This window comes from Streptomyces sp. NPDC127038 (genome assembly GCF_042725875.1).
Classification (GTDB): Bacteria; Actinomycetota; Actinomycetes; order Streptomycetales; family Streptomycetaceae; genus Streptomyces.
On sequence record NZ_JBHXDQ010000087.1, the window covers coordinates 1 to 20,619 of the forward strand.

Here is a 20,619-nt window from a genome sequence, read left to right on the forward strand (position 1 = left end):
CCGGCGTTCCGTACGGGCCCTCTCGGGGCCGTGCGGCTCTCTGGCTGTCGTCAGTCCTCGTCGCGGCGGAGCGACGGCTTCAGGTCCTTCAGCCGGCCCAGCAGGCCGTTCACGAACGAGGGCGACTCGTCCGTGGAGAACTCCTTCGCCAGCTGCACCGCCTCGTCGAGCACCACGGCGTCCGGGGTCTCGTCGACCCAGATCAGCTCGTAGGCACCGAGGCGCAGGATGTTGCGGTCGACGACCGGCATCCTGTCCAGGGTCCAGCCGACGGCGTACTGCGCGATGAGATCGTCGATGCGCCGCGCCTTGACGGCGTAGCCCTCGACGAGCTCCATGGTGTATTCGCTGACCGGGGGCTGCCGGGTGTCGGACCGGGAGTGCCGGATCCAGTCCGCGAGGACCGTCAGGACGTCCACACCGCGCTGGTCGCCCTCGAAGAGGATCTGGAAGGCGCGCTTGCGGGCCGTGTTGCGGGCAGCCACGGTTAGCTGTTCACCCGGCCGAGGTAGTCGCTGGTGCGGGTGTCGACCTTGATCTTCTCACCGGTGGTGATGAAGAGCGGGACCTGGATCTGGTGACCGGTCTCCAGGGTGGCGGGCTTGGTGCCACCGGTGGAGCGGTCGCCCTGGACGCCCGGCTCGGTCTCCTGGATGACCAGCTCGACGGCGGCCGGCAGCTCGACGAAGAGCACCTCGCCCTCGTGCTGGGCGACGCTGGCCGTGAAGCCCTCGATCAGGAAGTTGGCGGCGTCGCCGACGGCCTTGCGGTCGACCATGAGCTGGTCGTAGGTCTCCATGTCCATGAAGACGAAGTACTCGCCGTCCATGTACGAGAACTGCATGTCGCGCTTGTCGATCGTGGCCGTCTCGACCTTGACGCCGGCGTTGAACGTCTTGTCGACGACCTTGCCGGAGAGCACGTTCTTCAGCTTGGTGCGCACGAAGGCCGGGCCCTTGCCGGGCTTGACGTGCTGGAACTCGACGACGGACCAGAGCTGGCCTCCGTCGAGCTTGAGCACCAGGCCGTTCTTGAGGTCGTTCGTGGAAGCCACGGTTGCGGAATCTCCTGGACTGACGTGGACGACCCCGGCGCACGCGCGCGGCCCGGAGGCTAGAGCGCGAGCAGTTCCTTGGTCGTGATGGTGAGTAGCTCGGGTCCGCCGTCCGCCTCAGGGCGTACGACGAGCGTGTCATCGATCCTGACACCGCCCCGGCCCGGAAGGTGGACCCCCGGTTCGACGGTGACCGGCACGCAAGCGTCCAGTTTACCCATGGCCGCGGGGGCAAGCTGCGGGTCCTCGTCGATTTCGAGCCCTACACCGTGCCCCGTCAGCGACGGAAGGCCTTCGGTATGGCCGCCGGAGTCCAGTACCTGGCGGGCCGCGCGGTCCACGTCCCGGTAGGCGGCGCCGGGTGCCAGCGCCTCCCGTCCGGCCCGCTGGGCGGCGAAGACGAGGTCGTAGAGCTCGATCTGCCAGTCGGCCGGCGAGGTGCCGATCACGAAGGTACGACCGATCTCACACCGGTAGCCGCGGTAGGTGGCGCCGAGGCACACGGAGAGGAAATCGCCCTCCTCGACCCGCCGGTCGCTGGGCCGGTGGCCCCGGCGTCCCGAGTTCGGGCCGGTGCCGACGGAGGTCGCGAAGGCCGGTCCGTCCGCGCCGTGGTCGACGAGCCGGCGCTCCAGCTCCAGGGCCAGATGGCGTTCCGTACGGCCGACGAGGATCGATTCGAGGAGTTCGCCGAGCGCCTGGTCGGCGATCTCGGCGCCGATCCGCAGCGCGGAGATCTCCTCCTCGTCCTTGATCACGCGGAGCTGTTCCACCGCTCCCCCGAGGTCGGCCAGGCGCAGCCGTGGCGCGACGGAGCCGAGGGCACGGTGGCGGGTCACGGTCAGATGGTGTTCCTCGACCGCGAGGGACTCGGCGCCCTGCTCGGCCGCGAGGCCCGCGGCGGCGACGGCCGGATCGCCTCCGGCGCGCGGCAGCACCCGGACGTCCAGCGCCTCGTCGGGGCGCCCTTCGGCGGCTTCGCCGGTCGGCGGGCCGCCGCACAGCAGCAGGTCCTCGTCGCTGCCGATCAGGAGCACCGCGCCGAGCGGCGCGGCGCCGGCGAGATACCTCACGTTGGCGGGACGGGTGACGAGCGCTGCCGCGCTGCCGCCCGCCGTACTGCGCTCCCGGAGCCGCTCTCTGCGGGTCGCGTACACCTCTGGCATGAACCGAGCCTACGAGCACGGACCGGATACCGCCGGTCCGGAGGGCCGGACGGGTGTCCCCGCCCCGGATCGGCGGCCCGGGGGCTCAGGGATACGTCGGGGCGGGCCGTCTCACCACTGCGGGGGGCTGGCGATCGAGCGGGCCAGGACGTCGTCCAGGACACGGGCCGTGGCCGCCACGTCTAGCTGGGAGTTGTCGATGATCGGGAGCCCGGAGCCGTACCAGCCCGCCATGCGGCCGTGGATCCGCGCGACCTCCTCGTCGCTGAGCCTGCGGTTGCCCGAGCGCTCCGCGTTGCGCTCCAGGACCACTTCCAGGCCCGGCAGGAGCACGACCGGCAGCAGTCCGGGGCCCACGTGCCGCTTCCAGCCGCCGAGGCCGACGACCGGCCGGTCCGGGAAGACGGCGTCGTCGAGGATGCACGAGATGCCGTTGGCCAGGAAGTTGCGGGCGGCGAAGCCGCAGGTGCGGCGGGCGAGGCGGTACTGCGCCTCGGAGTGGTCGTTCCATCCGGACTGCGGGTCGGCGAACCCCGAGCGCACCCATTCGCGTACGTCGTCGAGGCTGATGTGGGCCGTCGGCACCCGGCGGTGGTCCGCCCAGTACTTGGCGACGCTGGTCTTCCCGGCACCCGCGGGGCCGATGAGCAGGACCGCGAGCGTGGTCGCCGCCGGATCGGGCCCGCCCGCCGCGGCCTGCGGGTTCGGCATGGCCACCGAGACCCCCGGGGGCAGCTGCACGTGCCCGGTGCTGTCCGGCGCGGCCGGAGGCTGGGCCGACGGGTGCCGGGGGTGCTGCGGAGGGTGCACGGAGGGGTGCTGGGGATGCTGCGCCGGCGGATGCTGGGGATGCTGCGCCGGGGGGTGCTGCGGAGGCTGCTGGGGCATCTGGTGCGGAGGCAGATGATGCTGCGGCGCCTGGGCGGGCGGGGCGCCCGGCGGCACCGGCGCTCCGGCGAAGCCCGGCGCGGGCGCGGAGCCCTGCTGTCCCGGGTACTGTCCGGCCGGCGGCCATCCGGCGGCCGGCCCGTGCCCCGGCTGGTGGGGCGGCGGCAGCGGAGCCCCCACTGCGTGCTGCATCCGGTGCCACTCCGTCTCGTGCAGGCGATGTGCGCTGGTGGACGGGACCCGGTCCCGTCGCTACCGAACGGTACCTTCCCCGGCCGTCGTTGTGTGAACGGCCGGGGACCGTGCGAAGTGCCCGGGAAGGAGAGGCAAAACGGGCTGAGCAGGTGTCCTTCGGACCATAAGACCCCGCGGGGCGCGGCCCGTTACTCGCCGACCTCGCCGTAGGCCGCGAGCAGGACGGCCGGATCCGGGCCCTCGAGGACGGTCGGCTTGGCCAGTCCGTCGAGGACGATGAAGCGCAGCAGGTCGCCGCGGGACTTCTTGTCGACCTTCATGTTCTCCACGAGCTTGGGCCACTGGTCGTAGCGGTAGCTCAGCGGGAGACCGACGGACTCCAGGATCGTGCGGTGCCTGTCGGCGGTGGCGTCGTCCAACCGGCCCGCGAGGCGCCCGAGTTCGGCGGCGAAGTGCATGCCGACGGAGACGGCGGCGCCGTGCCGCCACTTGTAGCGCTCGTTCTTCTCGATGGCGTGGGCCAGCGTGTGGCCGTAGTTGAGGATCTCGCGCAGCCCCGACTCCTTGAGGTCGCCGGAGACGACCTCGGCCTTGACCTTGATGGAGCGCTCGATCAGCTCGGCGGTGTGCGGACCGGCCGGGGTCCTGGCCGCCTCGGGGTCGGACTCGATGAGGTCCAGGATCACCGGGTCGGCGATGAAGCCGGCCTTGATGATCTCCGCGAGCCCGGACACGTAGTCGTTGACGGGCAGCGAGTCGAGCGCGGCCAGGTCGCAGAGCACGCCCGCGGGCGGGTGGAAGGCGCCGACGAGGTTCTTGCCCTCGGCGGTGTTGATGCCGGTCTTGCCGCCGACCGCCGCGTCGACCATGGCGAGCACGGTGGTGGGGACGGCGACCCAGCGGACCCCGCGCAGCCAGGTGGCCGCCACGAAACCGGCGAGGTCGGTGGTGGCACCGCCGCCGACGCCGACGACGACGTCGGTGCGGGTGAAGCCGGACTGGCCGAGCGCCTTCCAGCAGTAGGCCGCGACCTCGGCGGTCTTGGCCTCCTCGGCGTTGGGCACCTGGATGGCGACGGTCTCGAAGCCCTGCTCCGCGAGGTCGGCGCGGAGCGCCTCACCGGTGTCGGCGAGCGCCTCGGGGTGGATCACGGCGACCCGCTTGGCCCTGTCGCCGATCAGCCCGCCGAGCTCACCGAGGAGCTGACGGCCGATCAGGACCTCGTAGGGGTCGGTGCCCGCGCTGCCGCCGACCTGGACACGGGTCACTGCCTCGCTCATGCTTCCTTCAACTCCAGTGCGTCGAGGACCTCTTGGGCGACCTCATCGGGGGTACGGCCGTCGGTCGCCACGACCGCGCGGGCGACCTCGGTGTACAGGTGGCGGCGGGCCTCCATCAGCTCGCGCCACTGCTTGCGGGGGTTGACGGCGAGCAGCGGCCTGGCCACGTTCAGGCCGGTGCGCTGGACCGCCTCCTCCACGTCCATGGAGAGGTAGACGACCTGGTGCCCGGCGAGGAGCGCGCGGGTGTCGGCGTCGAGGACCGAGCCGCCGCCCAGGGCGAGCACGCCGTCGTGTCCGGCGAGTGCCTCGCGTACCGCCCGCTTCTCGATCGCGCGGAACGCGGGCTCGCCCTCGTCGACGAAGATGTCGGCGATGCTGCGGCCCTCGGTGGCCACGATGTCGTCGTCCGTGTCCCGGTAGGCGCAGCCGAGCCGCTCGGCGACGAGCGCGCCCACCGTGGACTTGCCGACTCCCATGGGGCCGACCAGGACCAGCCGTGGGGCGGTCACCGGATGGCCAGGTTCTCGAGGTACGACCGGACGTTGCGGCGGGTCTCGGTGACCGAGTCACCGCCGAACTTCTCGGCGACCGCGTCGGCGAGGACGAGGGCGACCATGGCCTCGGCGACGATGCCCGCGGCCGGGACGGCCGAGACGTCGGAGCGCTGGTGGTGGGCCTTGGCGGCCTCGCCGGTGGCGACGTCGACGGTGGCGAGCGCGCGCGGCACGGTGGCGATCGGCTTCATCGCGGCGCGGACGCGCAGCAGTTCGCCGGTGCTCAGACCGCCCTCGGTGCCGCCGGCGCGGCCCGAGGTCCGCCTGATGCCCTCGGGCGTGCTGACGATCTCGTCGTGGGCCTGGGAGCCGGGCACCCGGGCCAGCTCGAAGCCGTCGCCGATCTCGACGCCCTTGATCGCCTGGATGCCCATCAGGGCTCCGGCGAGGCGGGCGTCCAGCTTGCGGTCCCAGTGGACGTGCGAGCCGAGGCCGACGGGGACGCCGTAGGCGAGCACCTCGACGACGCCGCCGAGCGTGTCGCCGTCCTTGTGGGCCTGGTCGACCTCCGCGACCATCGCCTTCGAGGTGTCGGCGTCCAGGCAGCGCAGCGGGTCGGCGTCGAGCTTCTCGACGTCGGCCGGGGTGGGGTACCTGCCCTGCGGGGCCTTCACGGAGCAGAGCTCGACGACGTGCGAGACGATCTCGATCCCGGCCGTCTCCTTCAGGTACGAGCGGGCGACGGCGCCGAGGGCCACGCGGGCCGCGGTCTCGCGGGCGGAGGCGCGCTCCAGGATCGGGCGGGCCTCGTCGAAGCCGTACTTCTGCATGCCGGCGAGGTCGGCGTGGCCGGGCCGCGGGCGGGTCAGCGGGGCGTTGCGGGCGAGGTCGGCGAGGATCTGCGGGTCGACGGGGTCGGCCGCCATGACCTGGTCCCACTTGGGCCATTCGGTGTTGCCGACCATGACCGCGACCGGGGAGCCGAGGGTGAGGCCGTGCCGGACGCCGCCGAGGAAGGTGACCTCGTCACGCTCGAACTTCATCCGGGCGCCGCGTCCATAGCCCAGGCGCCGCCGGGCGAGGTGGTCCGCCACCATCTCCGTGGTGATCGGGACGCCGGCGGGAAGACCCTCCAGCGTCGCGACGAGTGCGGGACCGTGGGACTCCCCCGCGGTCAGCCAGCGCAACCTGCTCAACGGTGCTCCTCATGCTCGCGCCCTGTACTGCTGCTGCGTACACGCGTCCTCGCGTACGGCGACGGCGCGACCGGGTGCGCGGCCCTGGCCCGCCATGTCCGATCCTCCCACGTCCGGGGCCGGGAACCGGCCGCAGGTCCATCAGGCGGACGCGCCCGGCCGGGTCGCGGGCTCCTCGGGGCCCGCCGGAACGGGGCGCGGGGCGGGATCCGGGACGGGTTCGGCCAGGGAGGGCGCTAGCGCCCGGCGAGGGCGTGTTCGCCGGCCTTGCGCATGGCGAGGAGGGGGGCCGGGGTGCGCCCGGTCATCTGCTCGACCTGGAGCACGGCCTGGTGGACGAGCAGGTCGAGCCCGCCGACGACGGCTCCGCCGTACGCGGACCAGCGCGCCGCGAGGGCGGTCGGCCAGGGGTCGTACAGCACGTCGAAGAGGGTCGTGGGGCGCCCGGGGACGGCGGCGGCCAGGGCGTCCGTGGTGCCGGCCGGTGTCGTGGCGATCACCAGCGGCGCCCGCAGCGCCTGTTCGGCGTCGGTCCAGTCCTCGGTGCGCACCTCGATGCCGAGGCGCTCGCCCCACTGCCGCATCTCGGCGGCCCGCTCACGGCTGCGGACGTACGCGACGACCTCACCGGTGCAGATCCGCGCGAGGGCGGCCAGGGCGGAGGAGGCGGTGGCGCCGGCGCCGAGGACGGCGGCCGACTCGACCTGCTCGATCCCCCGCTCGCGCAGCGCGGCGACCATCCCGGGGATGTCGGTGTTGTCCCCGACGCGCCGCCCGTCCTCGGTGAACACGACGGTGTTGACGGCCTCCACGGAGGCGGCGGTGTCACTGATCCCGTCGAGCAGCGGCATCACGGCGCGCTTGAGCGGCATGGTCAGCGACAGCCCGGCCCACTCCGGTCCGAGGCCCTCGACGAAGCCGGGCAGCGCCGCCTCGTCGACCTCGAAGCGGTCGTACGTCCAGTCGCCGAGTCCCAGTTCCCGGTACGCCGCGCGGTGCAGGACCGGGGAGAGGGAGTGGGCGATGGGCGAACCGAGCACGGCGGCCCGGCGGGCATCAGTTGCCCGAGCTGGCATTGAACTTTTCCTTGAGTTTATCGAACTGGGCCAGGGTCTTGGCGAATTCCGTGTTGTTCTGGCCGTCGGTCGCCACGAAGTACAGCCAGCCGTCGTTCGTGGGGTTGAACACCGCACGGAAGGCGTCCTCACCGGGATTGCCGATCGGACCGGGCGGCAGGCCCCGATGGTAATACGTGTTGTACGGGTCCGGATTGCTGTTGATCTCGGACTCGCTGATATGGATTTTGCTCTGGCCCTTCAGGTAATTGAAGGTCGAGTCGAACTGGAGTTTCTGGTTGGTCTCGGTGTTGGTGCTCTTGAGGCGGTTGTAGACGACCTCGGCCATCTTGCGGTAGTCGTCGTGCGTCTTGCCCTCCGCCTGCACGAGGCTCGCGACCGTGACCACCTGGAGCGGGTTCTCCAGCTTGAGCGCCTTCGCCTTCGCCACGAGCCCCATCGCCGCGTACCTCTTGTCGGCCTCCGCGACCATGCTCTTCAGCACGGTCTCGGGCTTCATGCCCTTGGCGGCGGGATACGTCAGCGGGTACAGGAACCCCTCCAGGGGGTCCTTTATGTCCTTGTTGCTGTTCGCCCAGCTCGGAAGTCCGAGGGACTTGTACTCCTTCTTGGCGACGGCGCTCGTGGTGCCCTTGGCGAGTCCGAGCTTCTCGTCGATGTTCGCGTACACCTGGGCGTTGCGGGATCCCGGGGGCACGGTGACATTGTTCTGGCTCTTGGGGTCGAGCATCAGCGCGACGGCACTCTTCGCCGACATCCCCTTGCGCAGGATGTAGGCGCCCGCCTGAATCGACTTGCCCTTGGGGTTGTCGTTCTGGGCGGACACGAAAGCGTCGACACTCTTGACGACACCGGCCGCCTTGAGTTTCTGGCCGATCACATAGCCGCCCTCGCCCTTGCCGATCTCCACGGGAACCTGTCCCGTACCCTCGCCGGCAAAGTCGGGGGGTGCGGCGAAACGATTCTGGTAGTACTGGTAGCCGAAATAACCGGCTCCGGCGACACCGCCGCCGAAGACCAGGACGACCACCAGGCAGGCGAAACCGTTGCGGCGCTTCTTGCCCTTGCCGCCCCCGGACTCCTTGCCGCCTCCGCGTTCCTTGCGGCCACGGGCCTTCGGGTCGTCGTCCTCGTCGAAGTCGTCGTCATCGTCGTCGTCGGCGCCGGAGAAGAAGGCGTGCTCGCCCTGGTCCGGCCCCGGGTCCCAGTCCGTCTCGGGCTCGGGTTCGGGCTCGCCGCGGCGCCGGGCCGGCGGCTCGGGGGGCGGATAGGCGTCGGGGGTGTTGTACGGGTCGGGCTGCTCACCCGTGTACTGGCCCGCGTAGGGGTCGGCGGGATCGGCCGCGTACGGCGCCTGGGACTGCGCGCCGGTGCCGCCGTCGGCGTACTGCTGCTGCCCCTGGCCCGGGTACTGCTGCTGGCCCTGGCCGTTGAACTGCTGCTGCTGACCCTGTCCCGGGTACTGCTGACCCTGGCCGGGATACTGCTGATGCCCGCCCTGGCCGTCGTACTGCTGCTGGCCGGAATACTGCTGTCCCTGGCCGGGGTACTGCTGCTGGCCCTGGCCGGGATACTGCGGCTGCCCCTGGCCGGGGTACTGCTGCTGACCCTGGCCGGGATACTGCTGCTGCCCGCCCTGGAACTGCTGGTCCTGGTACTGCTGGCCGGGATACTGCCCCTGCTGGCCCTGCGGCGCGTACTGCTGCTGACCCTGGTACTGCTGGCCCTGGCCCCAGTCGCCCTGCTGCTGCGGATAGTGCTGCGGCTGGCCGCCGTCGTAGGCGGACTGGCCGTCGGCGGCCTGTCCGCCCCATCCGCCGTCCCCGTACAACGGGTCCTCCGGATGCCACGGTTCGGAGCCAGAGCCCCGGCCATACTCAGTCATCGATCCCCTACGAGCCGCGAGCCGGCAGCTGCCGGCTCGTCTGGCCCGGCGCCCGTCCGCCTCTTCACTGTGCGACGGCTGTTCGAACACCACCGCATCGGGCGGAACGTTACCGTATCGCGATCACATGACCACTTCGACGCCCTCGCCGGGAGACGTGCCTGACACCCGTTCGGATTCCAGTGCCTGCTGAAGGATGATGACGGCCGCCGCCTGGTCGATCACCGACCGGCCCTTCTTCGACTTCACGCCCGCGGCACGCAGCCCCTGGCCGGCCGTGACGGTGGTCATCCTCTCATCCACGAGCCGCACCGGAACCGGGGCGATCCCCGCCGCGAGCTCCTGGGTGAAGGCCCGGACCTTGACGGCGGCGGGGCCCTCGCCCCCCTTGAGGGAGCGAGGGAGTCCGACGACGACCTCGATCGGCTCGTACTCCTCGACGAGCTGCTTCAGCCGGCGCTGCGCGGCCGGGACGTCACGTCCCGGGACCGTCTCCACCGGAGTCGCGAGGATCCCGTCGGGGTCGCACGAGGCGACCCCGATCCGGGCGTCCCCGACGTCGATCGCGAGCCGACGTCCTCTTCTCATCTTCTCGGCCGTTTCTTACTTGGCCGTGTCGGCGACGAGGCGCTGGACGGCGTCGATGGCCTCGCCGACGGCGGCGGGGTTCTGGCCGCCGCCCTGGGCGACGTCCGGCTTGCCGCCACCGCCGCCGCCCAGGGTCTTGGCGGCGCTGCGGACCAGCTCACCGGCCTTCAGACCCCGCTCGCGGGCGGCCTCGTTGGTGGCGATGACCGTCAGCGGCTTGCCGCCAACGACCGTGAACAGGGCCACGACCGCGGCCCGCCCGCCCTGGATGCGGCCGCGCACGTCGAGGACCAGCTTGCGCAGGTCGTCGGCGCCCGTGCCGTCCGGGACCTGACCGGTGACCAGGGCCACGCCGTTGACGTCCTTGGCGGACTCGACGAGACCGGCGGCGGCCTGGAGTACCTTCTCCGCGCGGAACCTCTCGATCTCCTTCTCGGCGTCCTTCAGCTTGCCGAGCATGGCGGAGACCTTCTCCGGAAGCTCCTCCGGACGGCCCTTGACCAGCTCCTGGAGCTGGGCGACGACCGTGTGCTCACGGGCCAGGAAGTTGTAGGCGTCGACGCCGACCAGGGCCTCGATGCGCCGCACGCCGGAGCCGATGGACGACTCGCCGAGCAGCTTCACCAGGCCGAGCTGGGCGGTGTTGTGCACATGCGTGCCGCCGCACAGCTCCTTGGAGAAGTCGCCGATCGTCACGACGCGGACCCGCTCGCCGTACTTCTCGCCGAACTCGGCGATGGCGCCCTGCTTCTTGGCCTCGTCGATGCTCATGACCTCGGCCTGGACGTCCAGGTCGCGGGCGAGCACCTCGTTGATCTGCTGCTCGACGTCCGTCATCACGGCCGTCGGGACGGCGGACGGGGAGCCGAAGTCGAAGCGGAAGCGGCCCGGCTGGTTCTCGGAACCGGCCTGGGCGGCCGTCGGGCCGAGGGCGTCGCGCAGCGCCTGGTGCGTGAGGTGCGTGGCCGAGTGGGCGCGGGCGATGGCCTTGCGACGGCGCACGTCGATGACGGCCTGGACCTTGGCACCGACGGTGGCCTCGCCGACCTGCACGACACCCTTGTGGACGTACACGCCCGGGACGGGCTTCTGGCAGTCACGGATCTCGATGACCGCGCCGGAGTCGACCCGGATGCGGCCGGTGTCACCGATCTGGCCGCCGCCCTCGGCGTAGAACGGGGTGCGGTCGAGGACGATCTCGACCTCGTCGCCCTCGGTGGCGGCCGGGGAGGAGACACCGTCGACCAGGATGCCGACGATCGTCGACTCGGCCTCGGTGCCGTCGTACCCGACGAAGTCGGTCTCGCCGGCGGCGTCGGCGATCTGACGGTAGGCGCCGAGGTCGGCGTGGCCGGTCTTCTTGGCGCGGGCGTCGGCCTTGGCCTTGTCCCGCTGCTCCTTCATCAGGCGGCGGAAGCCGTCCTCGTCCACCGACAGGCCCTGTTCGGCGGCCATTTCGAGGGTGAGGTCGATCGGGAAGCCCCAGGTGTCGTGGAGCAGGAACGCCTTGTCGCCGGCGAGGACCGTGCCGCCCGACGACTTGGTGTCGGTGATGGCCGTGTCGAGGATGTTCGTGCCGGCCTTCAGCGTCTTGAGGAAGGCGGCCTCCTCGGCGAGGGCCACGGTCTCGATCCGCTGCCGGTCGGTGACCAGCTCCGGGTACTGCTGGCCCATCATCGCGATGACGACGTCGATGAGGTCCTTGACGACCGGTCCGGTGGCGCCGAGCAGGCGCATGTTGCGGATGGCGCGGCGCATGATGCGGCGCAGCACGTAGCCGCGGCCCTCGTTGCCGGGGCTGACACCGTCGCCGATGAGCATGACGGAGGTGCGCATGTGGTCGGTGACCACACGCAGCGAGACGTCGGAGGCGTGGGCGGCGCCGTACTCGACACCCGTCAGCTCGGTGGCCTTCTTGATGACGGCCATGGAGGTGTCGATCTCATACATGTTCTGCACGCCCTGCAGAATCATGGCGAGGCGTTCCAGGCCGAGGCCCGTGTCGATGTTCTTGCTGGGCAGGTCGCCGAGGATCTCGAAGTCGTCCTTCGAGGTGCCCTCGCCGCGCTCGTACTGCATGAAGACCAGGTTCCAGATCTCCACGTAGCGCTCGTCGTTGACGGCCGGGCCGCCCTCGACGCCGAACTCGGGGCCGCGGTCGTAGTTGATCTCGGAGCACGGACCGCAGGGGCCCGGGACGCCCATGGACCAGTAGTTGTCCTTCTTGCCCAGACGCTGGATGCGCTCGGCCGGGACGCCGATCTTGTCGCGCCAGATCGTCTCGGCCTCGTCGTCGTCGAGGTAGACCGTGATCCACAGACGCTCGGGGTCGAGGCCGTAACCACCCTTGTCCTGGGGCGAGGTGAGCAGCTCCCAGGCGTAGGTGATGGCACCTTCCTTGAAGTAGTCGCCGAAGGAGAAGTTGCCGCACATCTGGAAGAACGTGCCGTGGCGGGTGGTCTTGCCGACCTCTTCGATGTCGGGCGTGCGCACGCACTTCTGCACGCTGGTGGCGCGCGCCCACGGGGCCTTGACCTCGCCGAGGAAGTACGGCTTGAAGGGGACCATGCCGGCGGGGACCAGGAGCAGAGTCGGGTCGTCCGCGATGAGCGACGCCGAAGGGACGACGGTGTGACCGCGCTCCTCGTAGAAGCTCAACCAGCGGCGGCGGATTTCAGCCGACTCCATCAGTGGTCCTCATTCCGGTTGTACGAGTACGTCGTGTTGTCGATGTACTTGATCTGCTTGCTGTCGCCGGACTGCCCGCCGCCGATCGCGCGGATGCGGCGCTGGGTGGGCAGTTCGGGGTCCGGCTGTCCGTTCAGCCCGAGCACCTCGCCGAGTTCGGCCTCTCGCTGGGCCATCCCGTCGCGGACGTCGAGCGCGAACTCCTTGAGCCGGTGGCCCGCGTCGATCGCCTTGTTGGCGGCCTGCGCCGCGAGGCTCTCGGGGGTCAGTTGCCTGAGCTTGCGGTTGACCTTGGTGGTGGCCCATACACCCGCGGCTGCGCCCGCGGTGAACCAGAACGTACGGCGGAACATCGCTGCGTCAGTCCTTCTTCCGCTTTCCCCGCCGCGCGGACGGGACGGTGCGGCCCACGATCACGGTACGCCGGGACGCTTTGTCGGGCACATTGTCACGACGGCCTCCGATCGCCCGGCGCACGCCGTAGCCGAACGCCGCGACCTTGACCAGCGGGCCGCCGAACGTGGAGGCGACGGTCGTCGACAGCGCCGAGGCGTTCGACGTGACCTCCTGGACGTCCGACGCGATGGCGTCGACCCGGTCGATCTGCGTCTGGGCGGAGCGCACCGCCGCGGAGGCGTCGGCCAGGAGCGGAACGGCCTGCTCGGTCACGTCCGCCACGAGCCTGGTGGTCGCCCTGAGCGTCTGGGCCAGCCTCACCAGCGCGACGGCCAGGAAGGAGACCAGGATCGCCCAGAAGACGGCCACCAGGATCCCGGCCACCTCACCACCGGACACTGTGCACCCGCTCCCTGACTGTGCGCCTGAACATCGAAAGTCGTCACCCGAGCCTATCGCGCCGGGGCCGGGGCTCCGTACCGCATTTATCCGCTCGGGAGTGTGGAGTTGCGCGAACCGATTGTACGGAGCGCTAACGGGTCAGTACGCTCCGTATCTCATGCAGCGTTCACACCCCGCCCGGCGCTCCGGTCCCGCCGCACCGGGCAATCTGCCCCTGGAACTCGACGCGTTCGTGGGGCGCTCCGATGAGCTCGCCCGGCTGGCCGAGGCGCTGGAGACCGTCCGGCTGGTCACCGTGACCGGCATGGGGGGCGTCGGGAAGACGCGCCTCGCCGCGCGCGCGGCGGCGGGAACGGACCCCCGCGACGGGGTGTGGCGGGTGGACCTGTCCGCGGTGCGTGATCCGGAACTCGTCGAGTACGCCGTGGCCGAGGCCCTCGGTCTGACCGACCACACGGCGAAGCCGCAGCACCAGGTGCTGCTCGAACACCTCGCCGGGCGGCGGCTGCTGCTGGTCCTGGACGGGTTCGAGCACCTGGTGGACGTCACCGCCTCCCTCGTGGGCGAGCTGCTGCGGCGGGCGCCGGGACTGCGGGTGCTGGCGGTGGGCCGCAGACCGCTGGACATCGCGGGCGAGCGGGTGTTTCCGCTGGCTCCGCTGGCCGCGGCACAGGCGGTGGAGCTGTTCGGGCACCGGGCGGCGGCCCGGGTGCCCGGTTTCGCGCTGGACGAGACGAACGGGTCCGACGTGCTGGAGCTGTGCCGGCGGCTGGACGGGATCCCGCTGGCGCTGGAGCTGGCGGCCGGACGCGTCGGCAGCCTCTCCCCCGGGCAGCTGCTCGCCCGGCTGGAGGACCGGTTCCGGCTGCTGACCGGCGGGGTGCGCGACGCGACACCGCGGCACCGGACGCTGCGGACGGCGATCGGCTGGAGCCACGAGCTGTGCACACCCGCGGAGCGGCTGCTGTGGGCACGCCTTTCGGTGTTCGCCGGGCGGTTCGACCTGGAGGCCGCCGAGTACGTGTGCAGCGGGGACGGACTGCATGCCGACGACGTCCTCGACGTGCTCGGCGAGCTGCTGGCGCAGTCGGTCCTGTCCCGCGAGGAGACACCGTCGGGGGTGCGCTACCGGATGCTGGACACGGTCCGGGCCTACGGGGCGGACTGGCTGGAGGCCACGGGAGACGCGGAGCGGCTGCGCCGGCGCCACCGCGACTGGTACATGGGCCTGGTCACCTGGTGCGAGCTGGACTGGTTCTCGCCGCGGCAGGGCGAGGTGGCGCTGCGGGTGGAGACGGAGCTGCCGAATCTGCGGTGCGCGCTGGAGTACTCGCTGACCGAACCGGGCGAGGCGCATCTGGGCCAGTACCTGGCGGGCGCGCTGTGGTTCTACTGGGTCGGCTGCGGGCGGCTCTCTGAGGGGCGGCACTGGCTGGAGCGCAGCGTCGACCTCGACGGCGACCGTGATCAGTCACGGCTGAAGGCCCTGTGGGTGCTCGGCTATGTGGCGGTCCTCCAGGGGGACTCGGTGCCGGCGCTGTCCGCGCTCCAGGAGTGCCGCGAGGAGGCGGAGCGCTGCGAGAACGCCGTCGCGGTCGCGTACGCCGAACACCGCACCGGCTGTCTGGCCCTGGTCTCGGACGACATGGCGCGCGCCGAGGTGCTGCTGCGCTCGGCGCTGGACCGCTACCACGAGATCGGGGAGCTCAACAGCAATGTGCTGATGGGCCAGGTCGAACTGGCGATGGCGCTCGCCTTCCAGGGCGACATGCCGGCCGCGGCGAAGCTGTGCGAGGACGTCCGCGGGGTGTGCGAGGACCACGGGGAACGCTGGGCGCTGGCGTACGCGCTGTACGTCCTCGCCTACCAGGCCCACACCGAGGGCGATCAGGCGACGGCCAGGGGTCTGCTGGAGCAGGGGCTCGGTATCGCGCACGGCTTCCACGATCTGCTCGGCGCCGTGCTCGCGGTCGAGCTGCTGGCCCTGGTCACGGTGGTGGAGGGCGACGCGGCCGAGGCCGCGCTGCTCCAGGGGGCGGCGTCGCGGATGTGGCCCTCGGTGGGCCTGCCGCTGTTCGGTTCGGCGTACTACAACGCACCGCACGAGCGCTGCGCGGCGCTTTCCCGGCAGCAGCTGGGCGACGAGAAGTACGAGGAGTGCGTACGGGCGGGAGAGGCGCTCGGGCAGGACGCGGCGGTCGCGCGGGCGCTGGGCGGTGCCGGGATCCCGGCGCTCGGGGCGGTGCCGTCGCCGCGCCGGCTGCCCCCGGACATGCGAGAGCCCGCCGTCTCGCCCACCTCGAAGGGTGGGGAGACGGCGGGCTGACGCTGACGCGCAGGTGGTGCCACGTCCGCCGGAAGAAGATCAGCGGGCGTAGTACTCGACGACGAGCTGCTCGTCGCAGATCACCGGGATCTCCTTGCGGTTCGGCTCACGGTCCAGGCGGAAGGCCAGGGCGGCGAGGTTCACCTGGAGGTAGCGCGGGGTCTCGCCGTCGGGGGCGAAGCCACCGGCGCGGGAAACCTCGAACAGCGTCTTGCTGCGGCTGCGCTCGCGGACCATCACGACGTCGTCGGGACGGACGCGGAACGAGGGCTTGTCGACCTTCTGGCCGTTGACCTCGATGTGGCCGTGAACGACCATCTGGCGGGCCTGGTAGATCGTGCGGGCGATGCCCGAACGAAGGACCAGCGCGTCGAGACGACGCTCCAGCTCGATGATCAGGGCCTCACCGGTCTTGCCCTGGACCTTGGAGGCACGCTCGTAGGCGCGGACGAGCTGGCGCTCGGACACGTCGTACTGCGCGCGCAGACGCTGCTTCTCGAGCAGACGGACCTTGTAGTCCGAGTTCTGCTTGCGGCCACGGCCGTGCTCACCCGGCGGGTAGGGGCGGGCCTCGAAGTACTTGACAGCCTTCGGGGTCAGCGCGATACCGAGCGCACGCGACTTCTTGACCTTGGGGCGGGACTGGTTCGCCATGAACCAAACACCTCATGTTTCCGATACGAATACGGCTTCACCAGGGTTAGGGGAGGTCGCAATCCGCAGCCCGGGAAACCCTCCTCGCCGCTGTGGCGAACCACGTGGACGGGGCGGGCAGCCGCTCCTGGGTCTGGGCACATACGTGCAGCACGCGAGTGACCCACCGACCGGTCCCGGGAATCCGGGTGGTGGTGGGTTGCCCGCGACACCTTCGACGGTGCGCGACGCTCCTGGAATCCCCCCGTGGAGGCGGGGGCTCCGGCTGGATGTCCCGTTCTGGTGGTGCCGACCGGAGCCGGACACGGGACGCAGCGCTTCGAGCCATCGTACAGGGTGGTCAGGCGCGCCCTCGACCGAGGTGCTTCCTGGTCCACTCCACCGCGTCGGCGTAGCGCGCCTCGGCGCCGTGCCGGGTCGGGGCGTAGTACTCGCGGTCCTTGAGGGTCTCGGGCGCGTACTGCTGGGCCGCGATGCCCTCGGGCAGGTCGTGCGGGTACACGTACCCCTGGGCGTGCCCGAGCTTGGCCGCGCCCTTGTAGTGCCCGTCGCGCAGATGGGCCGGCACCGGGCCCGTGTGCCCCTTGCGCACGTCCTCCATGGCGGCGCCGATGGCCATGGTGGCGGAGTTGGACTTCGGGGCCAGCGCGAGGGCGATGGTGGCGTGGCTGAGGATGAGCGCGGCCTCGGGGAAGCCGATCATCGCGACGGCCTGGGCGGCGGCCACGGCCGTGGGCAGCGCGTTCGGGTCGGCGAGGCCGATGTCCTCGCTGGCGGAGATCATCAGACGGCGGGCGATGAAACGGGGGTCCTCGCCCGCCTCGATCATCCGGGCCAGGTAGTGCAGGGCTGCGTCCACGTCGGAGCCGCGGATGGACTTGATGAGCGCGCTCGCCACGTCGTAGTGCTGGTCGCCGTCGCGGTCGTACTTCACGGCGGCGCGGTCGACCGTCTCCTCCAGCGTCCGGAGGGTGATCTCCGGCTCGCCCTTGTCGAGCGCGGCGCCGGCCGCGGCCTCCAGGGCGGTCAGGGCGCGGCGGGCGTCGCCGCCGGCGATGCGCAGCAGATGGTCCTCGGCGTCCCCGGGCAGGGCGACGGACCCCTTGAGACCGCGCTCCGCGTCGAGGGCCCGGCGCAGCAGTCCGCGCAGGTCGTCGTCGGTGAGGGGTTCGAGGGTCAGCAGGAGGGAGCGGGAGAGCAGCGGCGAGATCACCGAGAAGTACGGGTTCTCGGTGGTCGCGGCGATCAGGGTCACCCAGCGGTTCTCGACCGCCGGGAGCAGGGAGTCCTGCTGGGCCTTGCTGAAACGGTGGATCTCGTCCAGGAAGAGGACGGTCTCCTTGCCGAAGCCGCCGGCGGCGCGGCGGGCGCCGTCGATGACCGCGCGCACCTCCTTGACGCCCGCGGTGATCGCGGAGAGCTCCACGAAGCGCTTGTCGGTGGCCTTGGAGACGACGTACGCGAGGGTCGTCTTGCCGGTGCCCGGCGGACCCCACAGGATCACCGAGGACGGTCCGGCCGGACCGCCGCTCCCCTCGGCGACGAGTCTGCGCAGGGGGGAGCCCGGCTTCAGCAGATGCTGCTGCCCCACGACCTCGTCGAGGGTGCGCGGGCGCATCCGCACCGCCAGGGGACTGCTGGACGGGTCCTTCTCCTGGCGTTCTTCGGCGGCGGCGGTGAACAGGTCGGGCTCCACGTCGGAAACCCTATGTCACCCCACCGACAATCCCCGCCGGGCGGTGGACCGGGACCGGGACCGGGGCCGGGACCGCGGCCGCCCCCGTCAGCTGGTCCAGAAGTCCCACCAGCGGGTCAGGATCAGCATGCCGATGATGCCGATGTGCAGGACCGGCAGGACCCAGGTGAACTCGCCGAAGAAGCTCCTCGCCCAGCGCGGGGCGGGCAGGAAGCCGGCGCGGACGTTGAAGGAGGTGACGTACCAGAACATGGTGATCGTGGCGACCCAGGCCAGGCTGCACCACAGGCACAGCGAGTTGATCCGGTACAGCGACTGGAACTGGAGCCAGGTGCAGAACGCGATGCCGAAGAGGGTGCCCGCGTTGAAGGTCAGCCAGTACCAGCGCGGGAACGTGGCCCGTGCCAGCAGGCTCACACCGACGCAGATCACGATGCCGTAGGCGACGAGCCCCATCATCGGGTTCGGGAAGCCGAAGGCCGAGGCCTGGGCGCTCTTCATGATGTTGCCGCAGGAAACGACCGGGTTCAGGCTGCACCCCGGGACGAAGTTCGGGTTCTCCAGCAGCTTGAACTTGTCGATCGTGATGACCCACGCGGCAAGGAGACCGGCCGCGCCCGTGATCACCAGCAGCACAGCGAGGGCGCGACTGGCGCCGACGGTCCGCGCGAGGGCGGCGGGGCGCTCCTGATCGGTCGGGACGTCCTTGACTGTCGTCTTGTTCATCACGCCGTTTCCGTAGCTTCGAAGGGGCCTGGGGCAGGCTCATTGTGCCGCACCCGCCCGGCCTCCCACCGTTCGGTGGGCATAAGAAGGTACGCACGGCCGCCCCGGAACGCTCGGTTCGGGGGGAGGCTCGTCCGCATGACAACACACGCGGATCAACTCGCGGTGGACGTACGGGGACTGCGCAAGCAGTACGGGGACGTGACCGCGGTCGACGGCATCGATCTCAGCATCAGGCGGGGCGAGGTGTTCGGCCTGCTCGGGCCGAACGGCGCGGGCAAGAGCACCACGGTGGAGATACTCCAGGGCAATCGGCGGCGGGACGCGGGCGAGGTCTCGGTCCTCGGCGCGGACCCGGCGACGGGCACGCGCGCGTGGCGCTCACGTGTCGGAATCGTCTGGCAGGACGAATCGGCGCCCGCCGAGTTGACGGTGGGCGAGACGGTGAGGCATTTCTCCCGCTATTACCCGAATCCCCGTGATCCGGGGGAGGTCATCGGCCTGGTCGGCCTGGAGGAGAAGGAGGGCAGCAGGATCAAGTCGCTCTCGGGCGGTCAGCGCAGGCGGCTCGACGTGGCCCTCGGTGTCATCGGCGGACCCGAGCTGCTGCTCCTGGACGAGCCGACCACGGGCTTCGACCCGGCGGCGCGACGGCAGTTCTGGGAGCTGATCCGCAAGCTGGCCGACGAGGGCACGACCATCCTGCTGACCACGCACTACCTGGAGGAGGCGGAGGCCCTCGCGGACCGGCTGGCGGTCGTCGCGCGCGGCCGGGTCGTCGCCGAGGGCGAACCGGCCGAGCTGCGCGAGCGGTTCGGCACGGAGGCCACGGTCGAGTGGACGGAGGCCGACGGCAGCCCGCGCGGCGAACGCACGCAGACCCCGACCAGAACCGTCGCCGAACTCATCCGCCGCTTCGACGGGGAGATCCCGGGACTGCGGGTGAGCCGCCCCACCCTGGAGGACGTCTATCTGCGACTGACCGGCCTGGAGGACGCGCGATGACCTCGACCGAGGTACGGCAGGGCACGAGGAACACGTCCGGCCGGCTGCCCGGCGCCTGGGGGCTCGGACTGAGCCGCGGCGCCCTGGAGATCAGGCAGTTCTTCCGACAGCGCGACCAGGTGGTGTTCACCTTCGCCTTCCCGGTCGTCTTCCTGTTCCTGTTCGCGTCGATCTTCAGCGACGACGTGAAGGGCGCGGGCGTCACCGCCTCCCAGCTGTACGTCCCGGCGATGATGGCGGCGGGCATCATGTCGACCAGTTTCCAGTCCCTCGGCATCTCGATCGCGATCGAACGGGACGAGAAGGTGCTGCGCCGGCTGGGCGGCACGCCGATGCCTCCGGCGGCGTACTTCTTCGGCAAGATATGGCTGGTCCTGGTGACCGGCGCCCTGGAGACGGCGATCCTGCTCACCGCCGGCACCACGCTCTACGGCGTCGACCTGCCCTCGGATCCCGCCAAGTGGGCCGACTTCGGCTGGATCTTCGTCCTGGGGCTCATGGCCTGCGCCCTGCTCGGCATCGCGGTCAGCTCGGTCCCGAAGTCCGGCAAGAGCGCCACCTCGGTGGTCGTCCTGCCCTTCCTCGTCCTCCAGTTCATCTCCGGGGTGTACATCTCCGTGGACACCATCCCGGACTGGATGCTCAACATCGGGGCGCTGTTCCCGCTGAAGTGGATGTGCCAGGGGCTGCGCGGGGTGTTCCTGCCCGACTCGGCGAAGGTCCTGGAGCAGACGGGCGACTGGGAGTTCGGACGGATCGCGCTGGTGCTCGGGGCGTGGTGCGTCGGAGGGCTGCTGCTGTGCCTGCTGACCTTCCGCTGGAAGGACCGGCGCGACGGCTGACCGCTCCGGCCGGGCGCCCGCTCCGGTGCGGGACGGACCACGGCGGCCCCTCCGGTACC

General features: G+C 71.0%; 19 protein-coding genes. 3 read left to right on the plus strand and 16 right to left on the minus strand.

The window, feature by feature from the left end; genetic code table 11:
- Nucleotides 1-50: 50 nt before the first annotated feature.
- The 13 genes from nusB to ACFWI4_RS37255 form a co-directional block, all read right to left on the minus strand.
- Entirely contained in the window at nt 51-485 is a 435-nt protein-coding gene (nusB, locus tag ACFWI4_RS37195; RefSeq protein WP_387205599.1) for a transcription antitermination factor NusB, read from the minus strand.
- A 2-nt stretch (nt 486-487) separates the two neighbouring features.
- Complete coding sequence (gene efp / locus ACFWI4_RS37200) at nt 488-1,054, minus strand: elongation factor P (protein ID WP_339128177.1); 567 nt, start codon at nt 1,052-1,054, stop codon at nt 488-490.
- Between the two features lie 59 nt (nt 1,055-1,113).
- Nucleotides 1,114-2,220 (minus strand): aminopeptidase P family protein, encoded by a 1,107-nt coding sequence (locus ACFWI4_RS37205; protein ID WP_387205601.1) that lies wholly within the window; start codon nt 2,218-2,220, stop codon nt 1,114-1,116.
- 111 nt (nt 2,221-2,331) lie between these two features.
- Nucleotides 2,332-3,300 (minus strand): AAA family ATPase, encoded by a 969-nt coding sequence (locus ACFWI4_RS37210; protein ID WP_387205603.1) that lies wholly within the window; start codon nt 3,298-3,300, stop codon nt 2,332-2,334.
- Nucleotides 3,301-3,491: 191 nt separating this feature from the next.
- Nucleotides 3,492-4,583 carry a 3-dehydroquinate synthase gene (gene aroB, locus ACFWI4_RS37215; RefSeq protein WP_385404414.1) on the minus strand — a complete coding sequence of 364 codons (1,092 nt, stop codon included), beginning with the start codon at nt 4,581-4,583 and terminating at the stop codon, nt 3,492-3,494.
- Nucleotides 4,580-5,062 (minus strand): shikimate kinase, encoded by a 483-nt coding sequence (locus tag ACFWI4_RS37220; RefSeq protein WP_385404428.1) that lies wholly within the window; start codon nt 5,060-5,062, stop codon nt 4,580-4,582. Before ACFWI4_RS37220 ends, aroB begins: the two co-directional genes overlap by 4 nt.
- A 29-nt stretch (nt 5,063-5,091) precedes the next feature.
- Nucleotides 5,092-6,276, minus strand: a complete 1,185-nt coding sequence (aroC, locus tag ACFWI4_RS37225) for a chorismate synthase (RefSeq protein ID WP_387205605.1) — start codon at nt 6,274-6,276, stop codon at nt 5,092-5,094.
- 236 nt (nt 6,277-6,512) lie between these two features.
- Entirely contained in the window at nt 6,513-7,352 is an 840-nt protein-coding gene (locus ACFWI4_RS37230) for a shikimate dehydrogenase (protein ID WP_387205607.1), read from the minus strand.
- Nucleotides 7,333-9,237, minus strand: a complete 1,905-nt coding sequence (gene mltG / locus ACFWI4_RS37235) for an endolytic transglycosylase MltG (protein ID WP_387205609.1) — start codon at nt 9,235-9,237, stop codon at nt 7,333-7,335. The genes ACFWI4_RS37230 and mltG overlap by 20 nt, the downstream gene beginning before the upstream one ends.
- A 123-nt stretch (nt 9,238-9,360) precedes the next feature.
- Nucleotides 9,361-9,825 carry a Holliday junction resolvase RuvX gene (ruvX, locus tag ACFWI4_RS37240; protein WP_387205611.1) on the minus strand — a complete coding sequence of 155 codons (465 nt, stop codon included), beginning with the start codon at nt 9,823-9,825 and terminating at the stop codon, nt 9,361-9,363.
- A gap of 15 nt (nt 9,826-9,840) precedes the next feature.
- Nucleotides 9,841-12,513, minus strand: coding sequence for an alanine--tRNA ligase (alaS, locus tag ACFWI4_RS37245; protein ID WP_387205613.1), 2,673 nt, complete (start codon nt 12,511-12,513; stop codon nt 9,841-9,843).
- Nucleotides 12,513-12,866: a DUF6167 family protein gene (locus ACFWI4_RS37250; RefSeq protein ID WP_385404401.1), complete on the minus strand. Its 354-nt coding sequence runs from the start codon at nt 12,864-12,866 to the stop codon at nt 12,513-12,515. Before ACFWI4_RS37250 ends, alaS begins: the two co-directional genes overlap by 1 nt.
- Nucleotides 12,867-12,873: 7 nt before the next feature.
- A complete protein-coding gene (locus tag ACFWI4_RS37255) occupies nt 12,874-13,308 on the minus strand; it encodes a DUF948 domain-containing protein (protein ID WP_387205615.1) in 435 nt (144 codons plus the stop codon).
- Nucleotides 13,309-13,468: 160 nt separating this feature from the next.
- Here ACFWI4_RS37255 and ACFWI4_RS37260 point away from each other — a divergent pair, with 160 nt between their 5' ends.
- Complete coding sequence (locus tag ACFWI4_RS37260) at nt 13,469-15,637, plus strand: ATP-binding protein (RefSeq protein ID WP_387205617.1); 2,169 nt, start codon at nt 13,469-13,471, stop codon at nt 15,635-15,637.
- 39 nt (nt 15,638-15,676) lie between these two features.
- Here ACFWI4_RS37260 and rpsD read toward each other — a convergent pair whose 3' ends face one another.
- The 3 genes from rpsD to ACFWI4_RS37275 form a co-directional block, all read right to left on the minus strand.
- A complete protein-coding gene (gene rpsD / locus ACFWI4_RS37265) occupies nt 15,677-16,291 on the minus strand; it encodes a 30S ribosomal protein S4 (RefSeq protein WP_037621164.1) in 615 nt (204 codons plus the stop codon).
- Between the two features lie 340 nt (nt 16,292-16,631).
- The gene (locus ACFWI4_RS37270; RefSeq protein WP_387205619.1) at nt 16,632-17,987 is read right to left on the minus strand and encodes a replication-associated recombination protein A; all 1,356 of its coding nucleotides are present in this window, start codon (nt 17,985-17,987) and stop codon (nt 16,632-16,634) included.
- Nucleotides 17,988-18,074: 87 nt separating this feature from the next.
- A complete protein-coding gene (locus tag ACFWI4_RS37275; RefSeq protein WP_387205621.1) occupies nt 18,075-18,713 on the minus strand; it encodes a vitamin K epoxide reductase family protein in 639 nt (212 codons plus the stop codon).
- Between the two features lie 138 nt (nt 18,714-18,851).
- Here ACFWI4_RS37275 and ACFWI4_RS37280 point away from each other — a divergent pair, with 138 nt between their 5' ends.
- Together ACFWI4_RS37280 and ACFWI4_RS37285 are read left to right on the plus strand one after the other, a co-directional pair.
- Nucleotides 18,852-19,718: an ABC transporter ATP-binding protein gene (locus ACFWI4_RS37280; protein WP_385404389.1), complete on the plus strand. Its 867-nt coding sequence runs from the start codon at nt 18,852-18,854 to the stop codon at nt 19,716-19,718.
- Nucleotides 19,715-20,560: an ABC transporter permease gene (locus ACFWI4_RS37285; RefSeq protein ID WP_387205623.1), complete on the plus strand. Its 846-nt coding sequence runs from the start codon at nt 19,715-19,717 to the stop codon at nt 20,558-20,560. Before ACFWI4_RS37280 ends, ACFWI4_RS37285 begins: the two co-directional genes overlap by 4 nt.
- Nucleotides 20,561-20,619 lie beyond the last annotated feature (59 nt).

Bases quoted from the DNA above. Each gene is read 5' to 3' on its own strand.
- mltG (WP_387205609.1), bottom strand. From the start codon at position 9,237: ATGACTGAGTATGGCCGGGGCTCTGGCTCCGAACCGTGGCATCCGGAG.
- rpsD (WP_037621164.1), bottom strand. From the start codon at position 16,291: ATGGCGAACCAGTCCCGCCCCAAGGTCAAGAAGTCGCGTGCGCTCGGT.
- ACFWI4_RS37220 (WP_385404428.1), bottom strand. From the start codon at position 5,062: ATGGGAGTCGGCAAGTCCACGGTGGGCGCGCTCGTCGCCGAGCGGCTC.
- ACFWI4_RS37260 (WP_387205617.1), top strand. From the start codon at position 13,469: ATGCAGCGTTCACACCCCGCCCGGCGCTCCGGTCCCGCCGCACCGGGC.
- ACFWI4_RS37285 (WP_387205623.1), top strand. From the start codon at position 19,715: ATGACCTCGACCGAGGTACGGCAGGGCACGAGGAACACGTCCGGCCGG.
- ACFWI4_RS37280 (WP_385404389.1), top strand. From the start codon at position 18,852: ATGACAACACACGCGGATCAACTCGCGGTGGACGTACGGGGACTGCGC.
- ruvX (WP_387205611.1), bottom strand. From the start codon at position 9,825: ATGAGAAGAGGACGTCGGCTCGCGATCGACGTCGGGGACGCCCGGATC.
- ACFWI4_RS37210 (WP_387205603.1), bottom strand. From the start codon at position 3,300: ATGCAGCACGCAGTGGGGGCTCCGCTGCCGCCGCCCCACCAGCCGGGG.
- ACFWI4_RS37250 (WP_385404401.1), bottom strand. From the start codon at position 12,866: ATGTTCCGCCGTACGTTCTGGTTCACCGCGGGCGCAGCCGCGGGTGTA.
- ACFWI4_RS37275 (WP_387205621.1), bottom strand. From the start codon at position 18,713: ATGAACAAGACGACAGTCAAGGACGTCCCGACCGATCAGGAGCGCCCC.
- ACFWI4_RS37230 (WP_387205607.1), bottom strand. From the start codon at position 7,352: ATGCCAGCTCGGGCAACTGATGCCCGCCGGGCCGCCGTGCTCGGTTCG.
- alaS (WP_387205613.1), bottom strand. From the start codon at position 12,513: ATGGAGTCGGCTGAAATCCGCCGCCGCTGGTTGAGCTTCTACGAGGAG.
- aroB (WP_385404414.1), bottom strand. From the start codon at position 4,583: ATGAGCGAGGCAGTGACCCGTGTCCAGGTCGGCGGCAGCGCGGGCACC.
- ACFWI4_RS37205 (WP_387205601.1), bottom strand. From the start codon at position 2,220: ATGCCAGAGGTGTACGCGACCCGCAGAGAGCGGCTCCGGGAGCGCAGT.